This window comes from Paenibacillus sp. J31P13 (assembly GCF_056269295.1).
This window is the reverse complement of sequence record NZ_JBWDNR010000019.1, coordinates 13,420-32,261: the sequence shown is the minus strand read 5'-3', so window position 1 is coordinate 32,261 and position 18,842 is coordinate 13,420. Positions and strand designations below refer to the sequence as shown.

The following is an 18,842-nucleotide window of genomic DNA, read 5'->3' as shown; positions in this document are numbered from 1 at the left end:
TAACCAAAATGAGAGAAATAGAGCTAAAAATTAGCTCTATGAAGCCTGTTTACGCTGAAACTGGGTTCATAACCACCGCAATGGTGGAAATAGAGCTAGAAACTAGCTCTAATCTGATGAAAGTAACCAAAATGAGAGAAATAGAGCTAAAAATTAGCTCTATGAAGCCTGTTTACACTGAAACTGGGCTCATAACCACTACAATGGAGGAAATAGAGCTAAAAACTAGCTCTAATCTGATGAAAGTAACCAAAATGAGAGAAATAGAGCTAAAAATTAGCTCTATGAAGCCTGTTTACGCTGAAACTGGGTTCATAACCACCGCAATGGTGGAAATAGAGCTAGAAACTAGCTCTATTTTGGCGAAACTAACCTAAATGAATGAAATAGAGCTAGAAATTAGTTCTATGAAGTCTGTTTACGCTGAAACTGGGCTCATAACCACCACAATGGAGGAAATAGAGCTAAAAACCAGCTCTAATCTGACGCAACTAACCAAATTGAAGAAAATAGAGCTAAAAACCAGCTCTCAAGCTACCGAGACTTTCTCGACAAAAAGAGGGTACCGTTTAAGGTACCCTCTGTGCTCTTCATAGTACTCTCCTCTGTGTCCTTCTTTGATCTCTCTATAAGATCAATACTGCTTCCAATTATGATATTCGGTATCCAGGCTTAGTTCAAGGATGTATGAAATTAGACAGCCGTATATCCGCCGTCAACAAGCAAGCTAGTTGCCGTAATAAAGGATGCGTCATCGCTTGCTAGGAACAGAACCGCTTTGGCAACCTCTTCGGGTTTGCCTAGACGACCCATAGGGTGAAGCCCGACGAGATGCTGCGTAATCGCTTCGCTTCTTCCTTCGATGAGTGGCGTGTCAATGTATCCGGGACATATGGCGTTAACTCTAATCCCTCTTGTGGCATAATCTGCACCCAGCGTCTGGGTTAGAAGCTTAACACCGCCTTTAGCTGAAGCATAAGCAGTAACACTAGGTTTACCGACATGACTATGAATGGAGCCGCAGTTCACGATGGAGCCTCCATTACCTTGTGCAAGCATTTGCTTAATCGCATATTTATCGCATAGGAATACGCCAGTCAAGTTAATATCGATCGTTTTTTGCCAAGCTTCCACGCTTAATAGATCAGCGGGGGCGTCTTTTGCAATACCTGCGTTTGCGAACAATATATCGAGCTTACCATATTTATTTACCGTCTCATTTACCATATGGATGACTTGATCCTCTTTGGTCACATCCGTTTTAATAAATAGGGTATCAAAACCTTCTTTATTTAATTGATCGGAAACGTCCTGTCCCCGATCAGCAAAATCAGCAATGACGACCTTAGCGCCTTCTTCCGCGAATAAGCGGACAGTCGCTTCTCCAATTCCGCTTGCTCCACCTGTAACGATAGCAACTTTCGAATTAAATCTCATAGGTTGAACACTCCATTTCATCATTTTAAGCCCTGATTGGCTCGTATAGTTTGTCCAAAAATAGCCATAGTAACTCTACATACATGGATTAGATTGGATTATTGTCTTGGTTTTATCTTAACACTGCTGCAGATTATGATATATTTAAACATTTTGAATAATGATTCAATAAAATTGAAATAAAGGAGAGTTGTCGTCTATGAATATAGAAAAGCTGGAGTATCTTGTTGAGGTTGTGAAGACAGGTTCGATCTCAGGTGCTGCTCAAAATTTACATGTTACCGTATCGACGATTAGCCAGGCCATCTCCAGCCTTGAAGCAGAATGGGGTGTTGTTACTCTGAAACGTTCTCGCACGGGAGCAGTTCCCACAACTGAAGGTATCGTTATTATTAATAAGATTTATGAACTGCTTAACAAATATGAAGAATTAAAAGAAATCACTCAAGGTTACTCTAATTCTTTGGAGGGTACTTTGCGATTAGCTACCATTCCAGGCCCAACATCTCTATTAGAGAATGCCGCAATCAACTTCAAGAAAGACTATCCTCATATTAAAATGGAAATCGTCGAAAAAGGTTCGCAAGAAATCATCGATGACATCATTCATAACAGAGCTGATTTAGGCTTTATTATTTTATTTGAGAATCGGCTTCTAGATCATATGAGCCTTTCCGTTGAACAGCTGCTGGCGGTTAAGATGGTAGCGGCAGTCAGTAAGGATTCTCCCTTAGCGCGTAACAAAACGATTACAGCCGAAGAAATCATTCAGCAGACTTTAGTTTTATATAATGATGATTACGTCAAATGGTTTATGGAGGACTTTCAAGCTCTATTTGGTTCAGCAGATATTTTATTTACAACAAATAACCGAGATTCGATCAGCAGAGCACTTACCAATCAATTAGCGGTTACCATTGGACTAAACTATTCATTTGTGAGCGAGTCGCCCTCCATTCGAGAGCATGCGGTTATTCTAGATCTCGATTTGCCGGGGCAAAGCTCTGTGTATTTGGGACTCATTCAGCCTAAAGGGAAAAATGCCACACTCGTATCCAAAAATTTCATGAACCGTTTCAAAAAGGACTTATCAGAGCTTACCAAATTAATTTGAGCAGGTGCGGTGCTGGCTGACCAACCATAGAATTCACCAAACTCGTTACATAATATATACGATATATAATTTAGCTATTTTACAAATAATATGTAATTTCTAATAGGGAGGACGATAAGTTAGGGGTTGGATTCCCAGAATGAACTAAGATTTACTCGGAATAATATAGTCTCTGATTTGCTTCGTACTGTGGTTTACGTTCATATAACTGTAAGGCATACAACCTTCCTCTCCAACAAAATGGTTTAAATCAAACATTACCTTGTTTAGTCATGCTTCAGAATTTACAGTTAAAGTAAATAGAATTGTTTAATTGTAAAAGAGATTTACTGGAGAGGATGATCAAGTATTATTATTCGTAAAATGCTTGTGCCAAATGATTACGAGGATGCTTCACGTCTTATGAGCGCTCATTATTCCGAGTTGGTGACGGTAGAGCGGATGATGGAGGAAGATGCCATGATCCCATTGAAAGGCTCGCTTAGCCGTGATGAGAATGGAAAGCTGACAGGACATGATCGTTTGCGATTGATTGCAGAGAACAATGAGGGGAAGATGATCGGTTACGGTCATGCTTGGCGGGCTCCTTGGTCGCCACCGGGCGTGTTGTACGAGCAAATCATTGTGAATCGTGAGGAGCGCGGACGCGGAGCGGGTCAGGAAATTTATGAGGCGCTTATGGCTTATACGCTGGAAGTGGGAGCGGATCGGATCGTCTTTGACGTTCGAGATGACGAGCCGGAGTCGATTGCATTCGCAGCTGCTCGCGGGTTCGCAACCGAACGTCATCTGTTTGAATCAGTCATTGAACTGGGGGAGCTTGTTCCAACAATCACGGACCAGCCCATTGCTCCAACAAATGCTGAAATAACAATAGCTTCTTTGGCGGATTTATCCGGCGAGGATATGGAAAATCGGATCTATGAGCTCTATCGAAAAACACATGGGGATATCCCTGGTTTTGAGGGAGAATACATGTGGTATAGCGAATGGCGCATGCGTAAAGTAGATCGACCGGACTTTGACCGTTCGCTTGTATGGGTAGCACTGGATGGTGATCGTCCGGTTGGCGTCGTGGATCTATTAGTTTTTGAACAGACGCAAAGTGTCTACAATGACTATACCTGTGTCGATGCTGACTATCGCGGACAAAGTATTGCTTCAGCACTCAAGCAGCGTTCCATAATTGGAGCTGCTCAACGTGGATTCCGGTATATTCGCACTAATAACGATTCCTTGAATATTCCAATGCTTACGATTAATCGTAAGCTGGGCTTCAAGCCTGTCCCTGGTTATTATCAGATGATTCGATCACTTGATTAATAAGAGGATAGGCTTAATATAGTCGAAAAACAAACAAAAGCAGCTGCCGAGAGAGGCATTCTGCTTTTGTTTGTAATATTAGATTAAAGACGAATTTTAAATGATTTCTTCGTCAACGGATAGAGCCATTTGACACCGCTTGGCGTTAGTGTGTCCGCTGCAAGATGGGAGAAGTACCCCAGCATAGAGACAATTGCGATACCTTCTACTTGCAGTTGGTTTTCAAGCCCCCAGCCAATGGAGCCCCAAATCGGTATAGCCCATATCGTATGAGTCATGCCTCGGTGCTTCAGCCACGGCGCCCATGCCACGAATAAACCAAAGCCCATCAGCCAATTCATTTCATAAGTGTATCCCGCAAAGATCACCGAGAATCCAACGATGCTAACCAGCACATTTCGAATGACGCCTTGCTTTGCAACGAGGCCAAGCAGGAAGACGGCGGCAGCGATGCCTATGTAGGTAGGAGAGAGTGATTTTTCCGTTAAAAAATAATAAATAATCATGCCGGCGAGCAAACAGCCCGTCCATAACGTGAGCTCGCGTATTAGCTTCGAGAGCTTGCCAAGCTTGCTGCTGAGCATGCTTGGACCGTCAAGATCGGGAGTTAATGCCGAGAAGCCTGCGACGGCCATGAAGATAGCAGCATTTTGAAAGGTGAAGGGATAATTGATGGATGCGACTGCGCCAACAGCCACCCCAATTGCGAGATGAGTCTTTCCTGTCATATTGCCTCCTGTGTCTGAACGTGTGAGTAAGGGATGAGTGCGGCTTACAATTGTTCCCGATTTACCTGCTCATTGCGAATCATTTGTTCGAGCTTCTCCACAAGGCGGTCGTGAGAGGGGTCTTTTTTGCCGAAGCTGAATATGCGTTTGCGATTTTTTTCTTTGAGCAGTTGGAGCAGGTAAAGCTTTTCTTTTAGGGTAAGCATAATGAGTGATAACCTCCGTGCCAGCTTTTTCAGCAATATATGCCTATTGAAGTAGAGTGTGCAATATTAATTATAGAGGATAAAGCTAAGGCATGGAAAGCGAACGCTTTAAAATCATGCTATAATGTGCTTTAGGACAAATAGAGTTGGTGGGATGATCATGGATAATCATGTTACTGTTGCTTGTGATGATACATGCGGGGGTACAGAGGCAAATATAGAAAATGTGAAAAGCAATCTCATAAATGAAACAACGGCTTCGGACCTTGCGAACTTGTTCAAGGCGCTTGGTGATCCAACAAGAGTGAAGATGATACATGCGCTTCAACAGTCAGAGCTCTGTGTACATGATTTGACGCAAGTGCTTGGAATGGGACAATCGGCGATTTCGCATCAGCTGCGACTGCTTCGAAACTTACGAATCGTAAAGCGCAGAAAGGTTGGCAAAACCGTATTTTACTCCCTTGATGATGATCATGTTGAACAAATTTTCAAGCTGACGCTTCAGCATCTTAAGCATGAATAATGGGAGCTAACTGCAAATAAAAATAATAATAAGTAAAATAAAGCTAGCCTGCTGGTTCACAGAAATCGGGTTAGCTTTTTTTTGATAGAGGTACAAGTTGTGCTAGATTGGTCATTTATATGATACTCTCTATTCTATTGTCAACAAGCATGAAATCTGGCATATTGAGAATGAAAGCGGCTAATATAAACGAAGAGGTGTCGGATATGTCGTTATTGCTTAACGGTCAGAGCGTACTTCCCGCTGTACATAAGCTGAAGGACGTGGAGGCGGTTCTTGCATCCCCCTTTTCATACATGGTGTTGTTGGGGGGACATTTGGGTCAGTTGAAACCTATTGTGGATCTAGCCAAGCAGCATGAGAAAAAGGTGCTGCTGCATGCGGATCTCATTGATGGGCTGAAAAATGATGAATATGCGGCTGAATTCCTCTGTCAATCTATTAAGCCGGCAGGCATCATTTCCACTCGTGCAAGCGTTATCGGGCGTACGAAGCAAAATGGATTGATTGCGATTCAGCGCTTATTTCTTATTGATACCGACGCGCTGGAGAGAAGCTATACCCTTTTGGACAAAAACCGTCCTGATTATATTGAAGTGCTTCCCGGTGTTATTCCGGATATGATTCAAGAAGTGAAAGCACGCAGCGGTATCCCCGTTATTGCGGGAGGGCTGATTAGGACACAGGAGCACATTAAGCAAGCGCTGGACGCAGGTGCTTCCGCTATTACTACCTCGCAGAAAAATTTGTGGAAGACTTTAACATAGCCATTACAGCTGGAGAAGGAGTGAAATGATGGAGACCTATATCATGGCGTTAGATCAAGGCACAACGAGTACACGCGCATTATTAGTAGATCGCAACGGTATCATTATCGATATGACGAGCGAGGAGCTTCCGCTCTATTATCCGCACTCAGGCTGGGTGGAAGCAGATGCTTTGTTTATTTGGGAATCAACGAAAAAGGTTATGAAGGAGCTTCTAGCGAAAACAGGAATTACCTCGGAGCAAATTGGCGGCATTGGCATCACCAATCAACGTGAAACGACAGTAGTCTGGGATAAGTCGAGTGGGGAGCCGATCTATCACGCAATCGTTTGGCAATCTCGTCAAACGAAGGATATTTGTGAGCAATTGAAAGCGGAAGGTTATACCGAAACCATTCATGAACGCACAGGCTTGTTGATAGATGCTTATTTCTCTGGAACGAAGGTAAACTGGCTGCTTGAGCATGTGGATGGCGCAAGGGAGAGAGCGGAGAAGGGTGAGCTGCTTTTTGGAACAATAGATACCTGGTTGATCTGGAAGCTTACCGGGGGACGTGTTCATGTAACGGATGTGACAAATGCGTCGCGGACGCTCATGTTTAATATATATAATAGAAGCTGGGACCAAGAACTGCTGCGGATTTTAGATATTCCGCCTATCATGCTGCCGGAGGTTCGTTCTTCCTCTGAGGTGTATGGTCGGCTTGATGAGTCCCTGTTAGGCTTCGAAATTCCGATTGCGGGAGCTGCAGGCGATCAGCAGGCTGCGCTGTTTGGGCAAAATGCCTTCGAAAAGGGCAATACCAAGAACACATACGGCACCGGCTGTTTCATGCTGATGAATACGGGAGAGAAAGCCATCGTATCCGAGAAGGGATTACTCACCACGATTGCGTGGGAGGTAGACGGCAAGCTGGAATATGCGCTTGAGGGCAGCGTGTTTGTGGCTGGTGCTGCTATTCAGTGGCTGCGAGACGGCCTTGAGTTCATTGGGACGGCTGCTGAGTCAGAAGAGGTTGCTGCTGAGGTTGATTCCTCGGAGGGGGTATACGCAGTACCGGCATTCGTCGGATTAGGGACGCCTTACTGGAACAGCGAGGTTCGCGGCGCATTATTTGGTCTTACAAGAAGTTCGACCAAAGCGCATATTGTTCGTGCAGTTCTGGAATCGTTAGCGTATCAGACGAAGGATGTATTATCGGTCATGGAAGAGGAATCGGGCTTGCAGCTTCAATCGCTATGCGTAGATGGTGGTGCGGTTGCTAATAATCTGCTTATGCAATTCCAAAGCGATCTGCTTGGCGTCCCTGTTGAAAGACCGATAGTGAATGAATCAACCGCGCTGGGTGCAGCGTTTTTGGCGGGGCTGGCAGTCGGCTTCTGGAAAAACCGAGAAGAGCTTGCGAAGCTGCGCAAGGTGGACCGTGTATTTCATCCTTCTATGGAGGATGAAATAAGGGATGATCTGTACAAGGGTTGGCATCGTGCGGTCAAAGCGGCCATGGCTTTCGCTAACTGATTATGCTATTATAATGCTAAGTTAATAACGGTTGGAGACTAGGAGAAACCACGATGACCGCTTCCAAACCCCTTTATGGGGAGGGGAGCGGTTTGAGTGGTTTTTTTGCTTAATAGGGGTTCAAACCGGGTAACCAACTAGATATGAACAGTAGAGAATAGGTATCTTTATAGAGCTGGGAGGCTGACTATATGCAAGCTTCATTAAGGCAAGATGAAAGCGGAAAAACATTTGCTTCAAAAAACCGTTTAGAACGGCTTAGAGAAATGACGGAATCAACACTAGATGTGCTTATTATAGGCGGCGGCATTACGGGAGCTGGCATTGCTTTGGATGCTGCTGCACGGGGATTAAAGGTTGCACTTGTAGAAATGCAAGATTTTGCTGCCGGTACTTCAAGCCGTTCGACGAAGCTGGTGCATGGCGGGTTGCGTTATTTGAAGCAGCTTGAGATAGGGGTTGTCGCAGAGGTTGGCAAGGAGCGGGCCATTGTATATGAGAACGGACCGCATGTAACGACACCAGAATGGATGCTGCTTCCGCTATATAAAGGGGGATCGTTTGGGAAGTTGTCGACTTCGGTTGGTCTTCGTGTCTATGACTTTCTGGCAGGTGTAAAGCATAAGGAACGTCGCAAAATGTTGAGTGTGAGAGATACGCTCGCGAAGGAGCCATTGCTTAAGCGAGATGGCATCAAGGGCGGCGGCTATTATGTTGAATACCGTACAGATGATGCAAGGCTCACAATTGAAGTGATGAAGAAAGCAGTGGAATGCGGCGCTATCGCGGTTAATTATGCCAAGGTAGAAACACTACGCTACGATAAGAACGGAACCACTACGGGAGCTTTGGTGAAGGATACCATTAGCGGGCTGGCGTTCGATATTCATGCGGACAAAATAATTAATGCGACGGGTCCATGGGTAGATGAAATACGTGAAATGGACGGCTCCAAAAAAGGAAAGACGCTTCGATTAACGAAAGGCGTTCATCTTGTGTTCGATCAGAGCCGCTTTCCACTGCGGCAAGCTGTATATTTTGATACCCCGGATGGACGAATGGTGTTTGCTATCCCGCGTGACGGCAAGGCTTATTTTGGAACGACAGATACGAATTACAAGGGAGATACGGTTAATCCAGTCATGACAGTGGAGGATCGTACCTATCTTCTAAAAGCAGTGAATGCCATGTTCCCGGAACTTAAGCTTGCAGAGGGAGATGTGGAATCGAGCTGGGCAGGGCTTAGGCCGCTTATCGGGCAGGAGGGTAAGTCTCCTTCGGAGATATCACGCAGAGATGAAATATTCGTTTCGGAATCGGGCCTTATTTCTATTGCTGGAGGTAAGCTTACAGGCTATCGCAAAATGGCAGAAACCGTCGTAGACAAGGTTGTTGATTTATTTGGTCAGCTTGGAGGCGGAAATGGTGGGAATGGTAGGAATGGTAAAGCTAAAGATAGGAGATTCGGCAATTGTACAACAAAAACACTGCCGATCTCAGGTGGGGATATTGGCGGGTCCGATCATCTCGAGGCATTTGTAGAGCAGAAAACAGTTGAGGGTGCTCAATTTGGCTTCAGCAGGGAAGAGTCTGCCTTTCTTGCAAAACGCTATGGCTCTAACGTTGATCGCATATTTGCGCTGGCGAGCAGCTCCAAGGAATGGGGGAGTGCATTCCAGTTGCCGCTCATATTAGCGGTACAGCTGCGGTATGCAATGGAGGAAGAGATGACGGTTAAGCCGTCCGACTTCTTTATACGCCGTACAGGAGATTTGTATTTCCGAATTGAGCATGTAAAGCAGTGGAGAACTCCTGTTATCGAAGCGATGGCAGATACATTTGGATGGAATAAAATGCAGCGTGCGAATTATGCAGCAGAGCTTGAAATTAAGCTGACTGAAGCGATTGAACCGCTGCGGAGCTGAGATATTGTTCAAGGTTCCGAATTGCCCTGAAACATTTTTCCATTTATTGGCGTCCTATTGATGTTAGTCAATATTTGATTAGGGGGCACTATTTTGTCAAATAAGTTAATGGGTGCAGCTGCAATTATATTGAATTCGGAAGGGCAAGTTTTGTTGGTAAAACACAGCTATGGTAAAAACAATTGGGATCTTCCCGGTGGTAAATCGGAAGAGAATGAGTCAGCGCAGGAAACTGCAAGAAGAGAGGTTCTGGAGGAAATAGGGCTTAAGGTCGAAGTTGGACAACTAACTGGCGTATATTATGACCCGAACTATGACATGCATCACTTTGTTTTTATCTCATATAACGAAAATAATCAGAAACCAGAGCCAAGTTCCCCTGAGATTTTAGAGTGCAGATATTGCTCGATTGATGATTTACCTAGACCGATTAGTGACTTTACGTTTAAACGCATTCAGGATGCCTTAAATAATGACAGGCAGCATCTATTCCACACTATAGGACCAAGACAATGGATGGAATAATGTCTGATAATGACCTCATTGATCCATTATCAATAACTAGAAGGTAGCTGAGCCTTTCATCAAAAAAAAGCCTTTGGAATACATTCCAAGGGCTTTTTGTATGACTATTTTTATCGAGAACTTATTCAACATCATAACAATGGAGAAAGAAAAAGTCTATACTTTTAGCTGGATTTTATTTACTATTGTGTAGCCGGCAAAACTTAAAAAGGGAGTGTTGTTCTATGGACATGACTTGTCACCTCGATCAGGCCGATTTACAGGATGATATGGTGAAGGTTTTTGGTACCGGTTATTTAGTTGCTCGTGTATCGAAAATGCATGGCGGTGCACAAAAGGTGGTCTATAAAATCGATTGCAGCAATGGATTCTCATGCGTTTTGTATGTGTGGGATATGTCCATGAATTATTTTAAAGAAGAAATAGCAAACGAAGATATACATGAACAATCCTATGGAAGTGATTTATTTGAATTAAACAACAAGTATTTAACCCAGCAGGGTATTCAGACCCCCGCGCTTTATAATCTGAATAAGGAAAGAAACCGATACCCTTTTGATTATGCCCTCGTTGAATATATAGATGGACATAAGGCAGAAACCTTTTTCCACCATTCCGATTCACGAGTACAAGATAAAGTGTTTCAGCGGTTGGGGGATATGCTTACTAGCATGCATACCAACGAAAGACATAGCTTTGGGAAATTGAATCATAGCGGGATCAACATGAATAATTGTCATCACTTGCAGATGGAAAACGCGAAAGTGCAGTTATCTTATGCCTCTCAACATATGGAGAACATAGGGTCCAATCAAAGCAAGCTGCTCGATATTTTGTATGAGCTTGAATCAAGAATTAAACCTAGAACGCAATATGGGTTTATTCACGGGGAACTGGGTCCTGATCACGTTTTGGTTAATGATAAACTAGAACCATTTTTGATCGATATCGAAGGAGCAATGTTCTGTGATATTGAGCATGAACATAGTTTTTTAGAGTTCCGATTTGGGGATTTCTACCGGTATTTAAAAATTGATACGCTCGATCCTCACAGGATGTTGTTCTATCGGTTCCACCACCATATATCATTAACTTCGGGTGGCTTGAAGCTGCTTCAAAGAGGATTTCCAGATCAACAATTTGCTAAAGATCTAGCCAAACATCATGCCCAATGTGCATTGCGATTTATTGATGGGTTTAAATGAATTTATCAGAGCCTCGAGCATATTGAACATATCTAGGAAGTCATAGCAACGGATCAACATACATGAAGATACAAACCAAGTGATTGATCAATTCCTTCGGAGGCGGATATGGAATACAGAATAAGAGTTGCGAATGAAACAGATTTAAAAGGGCTATGTGAAATTAGAAATAATAAGGACTTATTTATTAGGTATTTAAAACAACAAGAAGATAAAGAAATGTACCTGGTGATTGCCGAAAAAGATAATGCATTTTTGGGATTTGGTGTTCTTAAGTTAATAGGTAGTTTGTGTCCCAAATTAAGTGATCTGTATGTAAAGGAATCTTATCGAGGAAAAGGCGTTGGTTCAGATTTGATAAGATATCGTGAAAAAATGGCAAGTGATGAGGGTTTTTCTGAACTGTTCGTTAGTGTTGACCCCATAGAAAATTCAAAGATGATAAAACTTATAACTAAATTCGGTTACAAAGCTATTTCCGCACCATATATAAAATCTGCTATTTTCTATAACGAGAACGGGACTACTTATAATAAAGACTATTCAAGAATTGACTTGAAGAAGTCGTTGAGCTAAGGAGCAGTTAGAAAAATAATCAAAGAAAAATGAGCATCTAGAATCGCTTCAAAGGCTCGTTTCGGGTGTAGGGGGGGCATATCTGACCCCCCTATATTTTATGGTTTTTCCCAAAACAACCAGGCTGGTTAGTTGGAAAGATCCACGGCTGAGAAATATATGGATGTAAAATAATTAAAGAATGTCATCAAGAGACCGGTTTTTTACGATATTCATAACCAATATTCCTATATCCTCATAACTCATAGTATTTAATTTCTCTTTGAAAGCTTCCGAAATCGTCTCTTTTTCAGAAATTCCTTTGATAATATCAATTACCAATTCAATTCTAATTTGATTCCGGTCCGTAGTGTCAATGCTCATCCCTTATCTCCTGTTCTAGACAAATGCCATTCTCTCTTGGTTATACCTAAAGCGTAAATAGATGATTGCCGATTTTCTTGGTGGCTGTACGCGTTTTGAACCAAGCTGATTGGGAGATAGCCGGATTATAATAGAAAAGCGCATTGCCGGACGGGTCCGTCCCTTTTACAGCAGCTTTAGCCGCCTTGAATGCCGTTTGATTCGGAATAAGCCAGTACTGTCCATTTTTTACGGCAGAGAAAGCATTTGGAGCCATAATGACTCCTTTTACGGTATTCGGAAATTTTGAAGACTGAAGGCGATTCATTACAACCGCACCAACCGCCACTTGACCTTTATAATCTTCACCTCTAGCCTCGGCATAGATGACACGCGCAAGCATGGAAAGCTCTACTTTTGTGACCGACAATTTTTTGAGCTTCGCCCATGTTTTTGGACCTACAACTCCATCACCCTGGAGCCCGTTGTTTATTTGAAAACGTTGAACCGCGCTGCGGGTGGCCTTGCCAAAATTTTTATCTATGGGCAAATTGTAATAACCGGTCGTCTGAAGCCGGAACTGCAGATCCGGAATGTCCTGTCCCGCGCTGCCGTATTTCAAGACAGGCGAAGCATCTACTTTGTGATTTGCTGTGGTTGCGGTAACGAGTACGAGTAGAGTGAATAAAGCTAGAAGTCTGTACATGATGATTAAATCCCTCCGTATGCGAATAATAGGTAAATTTATGAATGCTTTGAGCGTTTATTCTAGCACAGCATGAATAGGATAATCTTGTTAAGATTTTCTCATATACCCCCCCCCTGAATTAATGGAAATGCATCGAACTATTATTATATTTAACGAATGAATAGCTGCTGAAAATAATATAAAATCACGGATAACGGATAGTAGGTGTGTACAATGCAGGGTGATATTGAATTAGCAATGGAAAAAATAGAGCAGCTTAATTTTCGTAATCAAAGAGCTATGATGGAATTAGTGAAAAAAAGTTTAAAATTAAATGAAGACGAGTTTACTAAAGAATTGCTTGTAGCTTACGCTCATCAAAACCCCATACATATTTTAGAGGTGGCAGTTGCTCTACAGTATGAAGAGATCATTAAAGAGCTTCCAGATAAATTTGCTTAATGAAGCACAATAAATAGAAAAGATAAAAAACCAAATCTACATAACAAGGAGCAGATTGCCACGGCAACTGCTCCTTGTTTCGTTATTAAACTATCGGGAACGATACATATATAACAATAATAATTTGATCGATTTAGATACATATTTATTGTAAAACGATAAAACTTGTGTTAAAGTCAATTTAAATTTAATAATAAGTGAGGGGCTTTTTATGAAACGAGGAACAACACTTTTTTTAAAGATAGCTGTGATTATAATTGGAATCCCAGTTCTTGCTTTATGTATTTTTTTGGTGCCGGAGATAGCAAATTTTGCAATAGAATTGTATCCAGATAGTGCTTATTTGAAATATCTCGTTTCAATTGATTTGTATGCAGCGGCGATACCTTTTTACTTTGCTCTGTATCAAGCTTTTAAACTTTTATGCTATATTGACAAGAACAATGCTTTCTCGGATTTATCTGTACGAGCTTTAAAGAGTATAAAATACTGTGCAATCACAATCAGTAGCTTGTTTGCAGTGGGCATGCCACTTTTTTATCTCATAGCGGAGAAAGACGATGCCCCAGGTATCATAGTAATCGGACTGGTCTTAATCTTTGCCTCTATGGTGATTGCCGTTTTTGCTGCTGTTCTCCAAAAGCTTTTGAAAGAGGCTATTGATATAAAATCAGAAAATGACTTAATAGTCTGAGGTGAATAACATGGAAATTATTATCAATATTGATGTGATGTTGGCTAAAAGGAAAATGAGTGTTACAGAGCTTTCTGAGAAGGTTGGAATAACGATGGCTAATCTTTCTATATTGAAAAACGGTAAGGCAAAAGCGATTCGAATATCGACATTAGAAGCGATTTGTAAGGCTTTAGATTGTCAGCCAGGAGATATTTTAGAATACAAAAGTGACGAGTAGTGATAAATAACATTTTGAAGAAAAGGAATTGGATATTGCATTTCTTACACGGCGGAAGACAAACAACGGCTGGCAGAACTCGCTAAAGCCAATGACGTTTACATCGTTGAGGATGATTATCTTGCAGATTTGGAAACAAACAGTAAAGCAGATCCTATTCACGCTTATAGTGGAACTAGTCATGTCATTTATCTCAGAAGTTTTTCCAAAGTGATGCTGCCTGGATTAAGGCTTGCCGCGGCTGTAGTACCAGATTCCATAATTCCTATACTTGAATGGCATAAACATGCGGCGGATCTGAGCACCTCAGTGCTTTCTCACGGTGTGTTTGAGATTTATATGAAGTCGGGGATGTATGCTCATCATGCGAAGCAAATGAAATCCTTGTACAATCATCGCATGAAGCTTCTAAGGGAAATCTCAAAGCGATTATTACCCCAAGAGTGCTTATATACGATCCAATCTTGCGGAGGGCTCTTTGCTTCAATACGTCTTCCGGATTTCATTCATACAGAAGATTTGGTCAAGCGATTGGAGAATCGTGGCGTTGATGTACTGGCAACCGATAAGCAGTTCCTTTCATCCTTTCCTAAGCTTAACTTGCTTCGCCTTAGCATCATTCGAACGGATGAGCAAGAAATTGAAGAGGGCATTCGCATCATTGCCGAAGAACTGAAACATGCCCAGTATACAAGCAGCTCCCCTAAGCCATTTTTTCGGTTATGAGTAGAAAGCATAAAATAGAAAGCAAATATTTTTGAGCGAATGTAATAAAAAAGCCATCTTATGGAACGCTTTCGCGGTCCTCAAGATGGCTTTTTTTATTACTTTCTCTTTTAAATGAAGAGCCGCAATAAAGGTGGCAGTACCTTTTTTCTTAAACTTATTTTCGGACGCCAAAACCCTAATTATGATGGGGATTTCAACCATCAATGGGAGTAGTTCGCCGGAAGACGGATAGTAATTGTCGTTCCTTCCCCAAGCTGACTGTCGATGCTTATGCCATATTGCTCACCGAAGTAAAACAGAATGCGATCATGCACATTTTTGATTCCAATGTGTTCCTCGTCCAGAGTATCCGATGGTTGATATAGGCGATAGCGAAGCTCTTTAATCTTCTCTTCACTCATACCAACACCGTTATCCTTAATCATAATCAATACATCGCTTCCCGATCTTGTGGAGGTTACCTCAAGCAGGCCGGGTCCGCTGCGGCATTCTAATCCATGTACAATGGCGTTCTCGATTAAAGGCTGCATCGAAAAATGCATCACTTGAATACTCTCGGTATTCGCTGCCAATCGTTCGACATACTGAATTTTATCTCCAAAGCGCAATTGCTGTATTTTGACGTAAAGACGTATATGTTCTAGCTCTTCCTGAAGGGTAACGGTATCCTTGCCAGATTGAATATGGACCCGGAATAATCGCCCGACAATTCCAACCATCTCCCCAATATCGCGTTGTCCATTTATGACTGCTTTCATCTGAATGGATTCGAGTACATTGGCAAGGAAATGAGGGTTGATTTGGCTCTTTAGAGCGCCAAACTGCGCTACCTTTTGCTGAGCTTTTGCCATAGAGGTTCGCTCGATATAGTTCTGCAGGTCTTCGACCATTTTGCGAATGCCTTGATAGAGAACGCCGAATTCATCTTGACGGTCACTGCTTAAATCAACGTCAAATTTCCCCATACCAACCATTTTGACCTGTCTGCTTAAGAGAATGATAGGTTTCGTTACACGCTCCGATAAGATGTACATGAACAATATAGCAGTACCAAGCGAAAGGATGGCTAACGTTAAAATAATTCTGCCGAGAAACGCTGCCTGCTTCGTCATTTCTTTCTCGCCAATATACTGAATGACCTTCCAATCGGAATAAGAGGAGGTCACAAAGTTAATATACGATTTGGTATCGTCAACATCCGCATAAAAGCTCCCTGAGTCTCTGTCTAGAAAAGTACGAAGCGTTTTATCCTTTATCGGAAGTGTGTGGGAGGTATCCGTAAGATCGGCATCCGAATTATAAATGACGCCGCCCTTATCGTCGATAATAATAAAATTGCGTTCGCTCGTTTCTGAAAGTTTCAAGATTTCCCGCAGCGAATCAAGTCGGATATCAATGAGCATGACACCTAATGGTTGTTTGCTGCCGACTTTGTTGATGACCCTTGCGATTGAAATGACCAGCTCTTTGGAATTGGTTCGGTGGAAGGGGATATGGCTGCCAAATAAAATGACTCCCCCTTTTTTTTGCTGCGTCTGCAAATACCAATCTTCCTTAGTGAAATCCTTGAAGTCGTAATCGGCTCGGTTAAAATTTGCGGAATAAAAGACGCGGGAGCCAGCATAGATCTGGACGCTATCGACATTCTTGATCGTCATCTCAATAGCGCTAATGAAATGCTCAATGGTGTTTCCATACTGAATACTCTGATCATTCCCGTTGTTATCCTTATTATTAGTCCAATGCTCAAGCGCAACTTGAAGCTGACTATCCATTTGTGCATTGAGCGTGCCTTTCTCGATGCTTTGAAGGTACTGATCGATATTGAAGGATAAGTTATTGAGAATGAGACTAGAGCTGCTTTGATATTCATTTTTGACTGCTTGATTTGAAAAAATATAGATAATAGCCGATATAGCAAGCAATGGAATGGTGATCGTCAGGACCATAAGGACAAAAATTTGATGATTAACATGCTTCATTCGATAGGGGTAGGTGGGCCGGCTTAATTTGTTCAAAGCGTCACCATCCTGATTGCTTTCTATAGTCAGTTGGCGTCATATTCGTAATGCTCCTGAATGTTTTTACGAAATGCTTATAGCTCTTATATCCGCACATCGTGCAAACATCAGTCACCAAATACTCCGGCTTCTTCAAGCATTCCTGCGCAAATTCCATTCGAATTTCGGTGACGAAGCGCATGTAGTTTTTATCCAATTTACGTTTGAACAGACGACTTAAATAGGATGGATTGTAGAAGAAGCGGTCTGCAACCATTTGCAGTGTCACCTCTTGATCGATATGCTGCCTAATAAACGTTTCGATATGTTCAAAGATGATCGCGTCCTGTTGGTGATGCTGCGTTAAACCTTCCGTATAAACGATACCCAAATGAACCATCCACCTGCCCAGCCAGTCGAAGAGGGCTCTGAGCGTTGGGAAATCATCCACAAACGTAAGGTTTAAAAGCTTTTCGCTGTATACACCTTCAATGTGAATCCCGTTTTTATTGGCAAATCGAATAATGACACTGATCATTTCCTGCAAAAATGCGAGCCATTTATCAGGCGTTGAATAGGTTGTTTTACTCAAAATATCTTGGGTAAAACGCTGCATCAGCACCTGGATCTCCGTCTCATTTCCACTTTCGAGACAGGCTATGATCCGTTTTCTGTCATTCTCATCCAGCTGGATATGCGCTGCTTTAGAAGAGGGTGAGGCTTCACTAAGCTGATCGGCAATAAATAAGCAACGCTCTGTTTTGTAAAATCGTTGATACAATGCTTTACCGGTATGTTGAAGCAGCTTATTAAGCTCGGAAAAATGGGTCGTTTGCGTGCCTATCACCATAAATAGATGATACTCGTTACTGGCGGTTTTCAGCATATGGTCCAGCTTGCTGTGAGTATGCTCCGCAAGTAGAATATCGATATCGCTGTTTTCCGTTGCTGCCAAAACAATCATGCCATAAAGCTTGGACTTATAGGTGTATGTGAAAATATGATGCGGAGTAGGAATGGAAACGAGCGACTCTACCATTTCTGTCACAAAGGATTCCGCTTGTTGTCTGCCCCATTTGCTTGACTGAGGATGCGCTTCCAAAATAGGTAACCATGTTAGTACAAATGGTTGATAGATGTAAGATACGCTCTTAAATGCGCAAAGAACCTCGATCATAGACTCGTCTATTGCAGCATGCTCATCTTCCAGCAGCTGCTTAACGAGCTCACTTCCTTTGTGCTTCCAGCTTTGTTTCATTTCTTTTTCCATTGTAGAAAGACTTTGGATTTCATAGCGTTTTTTCTTAACTTTATCCATGCAATTTTGCAATGTCGCAAGACTTTCCTCGTATTCCAAAGGCTTGAGCAAAAAGGCGTGGACACCGCCGACCTGAATCGCCTTCTGGGCATATTCAAAATCATTAAATCCTGTCAGAATGATAAATACAGTATCAGGGAGCACCATACGGATTTGCTCAATCATCTGAAGCCCATCCATCTCTGGCATACGGATATCGGTTATGACCAAATCGGGCACTTCCCTGAGTGCGGCTTCAAGCCCATCCAATCCGTTCTCGGCTTCAATAATGGAATGGACCTCAAGCTCCTCCCAAGAAAAATAATGTTTAAGACCCAAGCGTATAAGGGGTTCATCCTCAACAATCATTAGTTTGTACATGATAGTCCCTCCAGAAGGTGCATACCTATTTTGGATTTCACTAAATGATGTAATGAATTATAACATTACCTATGAATGTGTAGTAGGAACATGTCAGAAAACGACCATGAATGTAAAGCGAGTGGGATTCTTCTAAATTTACAAATGTTTTATGATTAGCGCAAGGAATAAAACGCTA

The 18,842-nt window shown here is 42.3% G+C and carries 21 protein-coding genes; 14 read left to right on the top strand and 7 right to left on the bottom strand.

What is annotated here, in order from left to right; translation table 11 throughout:
* Nucleotides 1–377 (top strand): hypothetical protein (locus AC0YOD_RS28600; protein ID WP_475802727.1); only part of this gene is annotated, 377 nt, incomplete at its 5' end.
* A gap of 316 nt (nucleotides 378–693) precedes the next feature.
* On the opposite strand, the gene AC0YOD_RS28595 is transcribed toward AC0YOD_RS28600, so the two are convergent.
* Entirely contained in the window at nucleotides 694–1,437 is a 744-nt protein-coding gene (locus tag AC0YOD_RS28595; protein ID WP_475802726.1) for an SDR family NAD(P)-dependent oxidoreductase, read from the bottom strand.
* A 199-nt stretch (nucleotides 1,438–1,636) separates the two neighbouring features.
* On the opposite strand from AC0YOD_RS28595, the gene AC0YOD_RS28590 reads away from it, so the two are divergent.
* Together AC0YOD_RS28590 and AC0YOD_RS28585 are read left to right on the top strand one after the other, a co-directional pair.
* A complete protein-coding gene (locus tag AC0YOD_RS28590; RefSeq protein ID WP_475802725.1) occupies nucleotides 1,637–2,551 on the top strand; it encodes a LysR family transcriptional regulator in 915 nt (304 codons plus the stop codon).
* Nucleotides 2,552–2,914: 363 nt separating this feature from the next.
* The gene (locus AC0YOD_RS28585; protein WP_475802724.1) at nucleotides 2,915–3,874 is read left to right on the top strand and encodes an N-acetyltransferase family protein; all 960 of its coding nucleotides are present in this window, start codon (nucleotides 2,915–2,917) and stop codon (nucleotides 3,872–3,874) included.
* A gap of 83 nt (nucleotides 3,875–3,957) precedes the next feature.
* Here the strand turns inward: AC0YOD_RS28585 and AC0YOD_RS28580 are convergent, their stop codons facing one another.
* Together AC0YOD_RS28580 and AC0YOD_RS28575 are read right to left on the bottom strand one after the other, a co-directional pair.
* The gene (locus AC0YOD_RS28580) at nucleotides 3,958–4,602 is read right to left on the bottom strand and encodes a metal-dependent hydrolase (RefSeq protein ID WP_475802723.1); all 645 of its coding nucleotides are present in this window, start codon (nucleotides 4,600–4,602) and stop codon (nucleotides 3,958–3,960) included.
* A 44-nt stretch (nucleotides 4,603–4,646) separates the two neighbouring features.
* Complete coding sequence (locus AC0YOD_RS28575; protein WP_475802722.1) at nucleotides 4,647–4,808, bottom strand: hypothetical protein; 162 nt, start codon at nucleotides 4,806–4,808, stop codon at nucleotides 4,647–4,649.
* 160 nt (nucleotides 4,809–4,968) lie between these two features.
* Between AC0YOD_RS28575 and AC0YOD_RS28570 the strand changes: the two genes are divergently transcribed.
* The 7 genes from AC0YOD_RS28570 to AC0YOD_RS28540 all read left to right on the top strand — a co-directional run bounded on the left by AC0YOD_RS28570 (nucleotide 4,969) and on the right by AC0YOD_RS28540 (nucleotide 11,851).
* Entirely contained in the window at nucleotides 4,969–5,334 is a 366-nt protein-coding gene (locus tag AC0YOD_RS28570; protein WP_475802721.1) for an ArsR/SmtB family transcription factor, read from the top strand.
* A 170-nt stretch (nucleotides 5,335–5,504) separates the two neighbouring features.
* On the top strand, nucleotides 5,505–6,101 hold the full coding sequence (locus AC0YOD_RS28565; RefSeq protein WP_475802720.1) for a glycerol-3-phosphate responsive antiterminator: 597 nt from the start codon (nucleotides 5,505–5,507) through the stop codon (nucleotides 6,099–6,101).
* 28 nt (nucleotides 6,102–6,129) lie between these two features.
* Entirely contained in the window at nucleotides 6,130–7,620 is a 1,491-nt protein-coding gene (gene glpK / locus AC0YOD_RS28560; RefSeq protein ID WP_475802719.1) for a glycerol kinase GlpK, read from the top strand.
* 191 nt (nucleotides 7,621–7,811) lie between these two features.
* Nucleotides 7,812–9,545, top strand: a complete 1,734-nt coding sequence (locus AC0YOD_RS28555) for a glycerol-3-phosphate dehydrogenase/oxidase (RefSeq protein ID WP_475802718.1) — start codon at nucleotides 7,812–7,814, stop codon at nucleotides 9,543–9,545.
* Between the two features lie 93 nt (nucleotides 9,546–9,638).
* Nucleotides 9,639–10,070 carry an NUDIX hydrolase gene (locus tag AC0YOD_RS28550; RefSeq protein WP_475802717.1) on the top strand — a complete coding sequence of 144 codons (432 nt, stop codon included), beginning with the start codon at nucleotides 9,639–9,641 and terminating at the stop codon, nucleotides 10,068–10,070.
* 269 nt (nucleotides 10,071–10,339) lie between these two features.
* Nucleotides 10,340–11,275 (top strand): phosphotransferase, encoded by a 936-nt coding sequence (locus AC0YOD_RS28545; protein ID WP_475802732.1) that lies wholly within the window; start codon nucleotides 10,340–10,342, stop codon nucleotides 11,273–11,275.
* A gap of 108 nt (nucleotides 11,276–11,383) precedes the next feature.
* Complete coding sequence (locus AC0YOD_RS28540; RefSeq protein WP_475802716.1) at nucleotides 11,384–11,851, top strand: GNAT family N-acetyltransferase; 468 nt, start codon at nucleotides 11,384–11,386, stop codon at nucleotides 11,849–11,851.
* Nucleotides 11,852–12,025: 174 nt separating this feature from the next.
* Here AC0YOD_RS28540 and AC0YOD_RS28535 read toward each other — a convergent pair whose 3' ends face one another.
* Both AC0YOD_RS28535 and AC0YOD_RS28530 read right to left on the bottom strand, forming a co-directional pair.
* Nucleotides 12,026–12,214, bottom strand: a complete 189-nt coding sequence (locus AC0YOD_RS28535; protein WP_475802715.1) for a hypothetical protein — start codon at nucleotides 12,212–12,214, stop codon at nucleotides 12,026–12,028.
* Between the two features lie 46 nt (nucleotides 12,215–12,260).
* On the bottom strand, nucleotides 12,261–12,899 hold the full coding sequence (locus tag AC0YOD_RS28530) for a cell wall hydrolase (protein WP_475802714.1): 639 nt from the start codon (nucleotides 12,897–12,899) through the stop codon (nucleotides 12,261–12,263).
* Nucleotides 12,900–13,115: 216 nt separating this feature from the next.
* Between AC0YOD_RS28530 and AC0YOD_RS28525 the strand changes: the two genes are divergently transcribed.
* From AC0YOD_RS28525 to AC0YOD_RS28510, 4 genes are all read left to right on the top strand, one after another.
* Complete coding sequence (locus tag AC0YOD_RS28525) at nucleotides 13,116–13,343, top strand: hypothetical protein (RefSeq protein ID WP_475802713.1); 228 nt, start codon at nucleotides 13,116–13,118, stop codon at nucleotides 13,341–13,343.
* 211 nt (nucleotides 13,344–13,554) lie between these two features.
* A complete protein-coding gene (locus tag AC0YOD_RS28520) occupies nucleotides 13,555–14,037 on the top strand; it encodes a DUF2975 domain-containing protein (protein ID WP_475802712.1) in 483 nt (160 codons plus the stop codon).
* Nucleotides 14,038–14,047: 10 nt separating this feature from the next.
* Nucleotides 14,048–14,257 (top strand): helix-turn-helix domain-containing protein, encoded by a 210-nt coding sequence (locus AC0YOD_RS28515; protein ID WP_475802711.1) that lies wholly within the window; start codon nucleotides 14,048–14,050, stop codon nucleotides 14,255–14,257.
* 27 nt (nucleotides 14,258–14,284) lie between these two features.
* The gene (locus tag AC0YOD_RS28510; protein ID WP_475802731.1) at nucleotides 14,285–14,983 is read left to right on the top strand and encodes an aminotransferase class I/II-fold pyridoxal phosphate-dependent enzyme; all 699 of its coding nucleotides are present in this window, start codon (nucleotides 14,285–14,287) and stop codon (nucleotides 14,981–14,983) included.
* Between the two features lie 203 nt (nucleotides 14,984–15,186).
* On the opposite strand, the gene AC0YOD_RS28505 is transcribed toward AC0YOD_RS28510, so the two are convergent.
* Together AC0YOD_RS28505 and AC0YOD_RS28500 are read right to left on the bottom strand one after the other, a co-directional pair.
* Nucleotides 15,187–17,004, bottom strand: a complete 1,818-nt coding sequence (locus tag AC0YOD_RS28505; protein ID WP_475802710.1) for a cache domain-containing sensor histidine kinase — start codon at nucleotides 17,002–17,004, stop codon at nucleotides 15,187–15,189.
* Nucleotides 17,005–17,008: 4 nt separating this feature from the next.
* The gene (locus AC0YOD_RS28500) at nucleotides 17,009–18,664 is read right to left on the bottom strand and encodes a response regulator transcription factor (protein ID WP_475802709.1); all 1,656 of its coding nucleotides are present in this window, start codon (nucleotides 18,662–18,664) and stop codon (nucleotides 17,009–17,011) included.
* Nucleotides 18,665–18,842 lie beyond the last annotated feature (178 nt).

What these genes read in the sequence shown, in the direction of transcription:
- AC0YOD_RS28595 (WP_475802726.1), bottom strand. Translation starts at nt 1,437, where the DNA reads ATGAGATTTAATTCGAAAGTTGCTATCGTTACAGGTGGAGCAAGCGGA.
- AC0YOD_RS28590 (WP_475802725.1), top strand. Translation starts at nt 1,637, where the DNA reads ATGAATATAGAAAAGCTGGAGTATCTTGTTGAGGTTGTGAAGACAGGT.
- AC0YOD_RS28585 (WP_475802724.1), top strand. Translation starts at nt 2,915, where the DNA reads ATGCTTGTGCCAAATGATTACGAGGATGCTTCACGTCTTATGAGCGCT.
- AC0YOD_RS28580 (WP_475802723.1), bottom strand. Translation starts at nt 4,602, where the DNA reads ATGACAGGAAAGACTCATCTCGCAATTGGGGTGGCTGTTGGCGCAGTC.
- AC0YOD_RS28575 (WP_475802722.1), bottom strand. Translation starts at nt 4,808, where the DNA reads ATGCTTACCCTAAAAGAAAAGCTTTACCTGCTCCAACTGCTCAAAGAA.
- AC0YOD_RS28570 (WP_475802721.1), top strand. Translation starts at nt 4,969, where the DNA reads ATGGATAATCATGTTACTGTTGCTTGTGATGATACATGCGGGGGTACA.
- AC0YOD_RS28565 (WP_475802720.1), top strand. Translation starts at nt 5,505, where the DNA reads ATGAAAGCGGCTAATATAAACGAAGAGGTGTCGGATATGTCGTTATTG.
- glpK (WP_475802719.1), top strand. Translation starts at nt 6,130, where the DNA reads ATGGAGACCTATATCATGGCGTTAGATCAAGGCACAACGAGTACACGC.
- AC0YOD_RS28555 (WP_475802718.1), top strand. Translation starts at nt 7,812, where the DNA reads ATGCAAGCTTCATTAAGGCAAGATGAAAGCGGAAAAACATTTGCTTCA.
- AC0YOD_RS28545 (WP_475802732.1), top strand. Translation starts at nt 10,340, where the DNA reads ATGGTGAAGGTTTTTGGTACCGGTTATTTAGTTGCTCGTGTATCGAAA.
- AC0YOD_RS28540 (WP_475802716.1), top strand. Translation starts at nt 11,384, where the DNA reads ATGGAATACAGAATAAGAGTTGCGAATGAAACAGATTTAAAAGGGCTA.
- AC0YOD_RS28535 (WP_475802715.1), bottom strand. Translation starts at nt 12,214, where the DNA reads ATGAGCATTGACACTACGGACCGGAATCAAATTAGAATTGAATTGGTA.
- AC0YOD_RS28530 (WP_475802714.1), bottom strand. Translation starts at nt 12,899, where the DNA reads ATGTACAGACTTCTAGCTTTATTCACTCTACTCGTACTCGTTACCGCA.
- AC0YOD_RS28525 (WP_475802713.1), top strand. Translation starts at nt 13,116, where the DNA reads ATGCAGGGTGATATTGAATTAGCAATGGAAAAAATAGAGCAGCTTAAT.
- AC0YOD_RS28520 (WP_475802712.1), top strand. Translation starts at nt 13,555, where the DNA reads ATGAAACGAGGAACAACACTTTTTTTAAAGATAGCTGTGATTATAATT.
- AC0YOD_RS28515 (WP_475802711.1), top strand. Translation starts at nt 14,048, where the DNA reads ATGGAAATTATTATCAATATTGATGTGATGTTGGCTAAAAGGAAAATG.
- AC0YOD_RS28500 (WP_475802709.1), bottom strand. Translation starts at nt 18,664, where the DNA reads ATGTACAAACTAATGATTGTTGAGGATGAACCCCTTATACGCTTGGGT.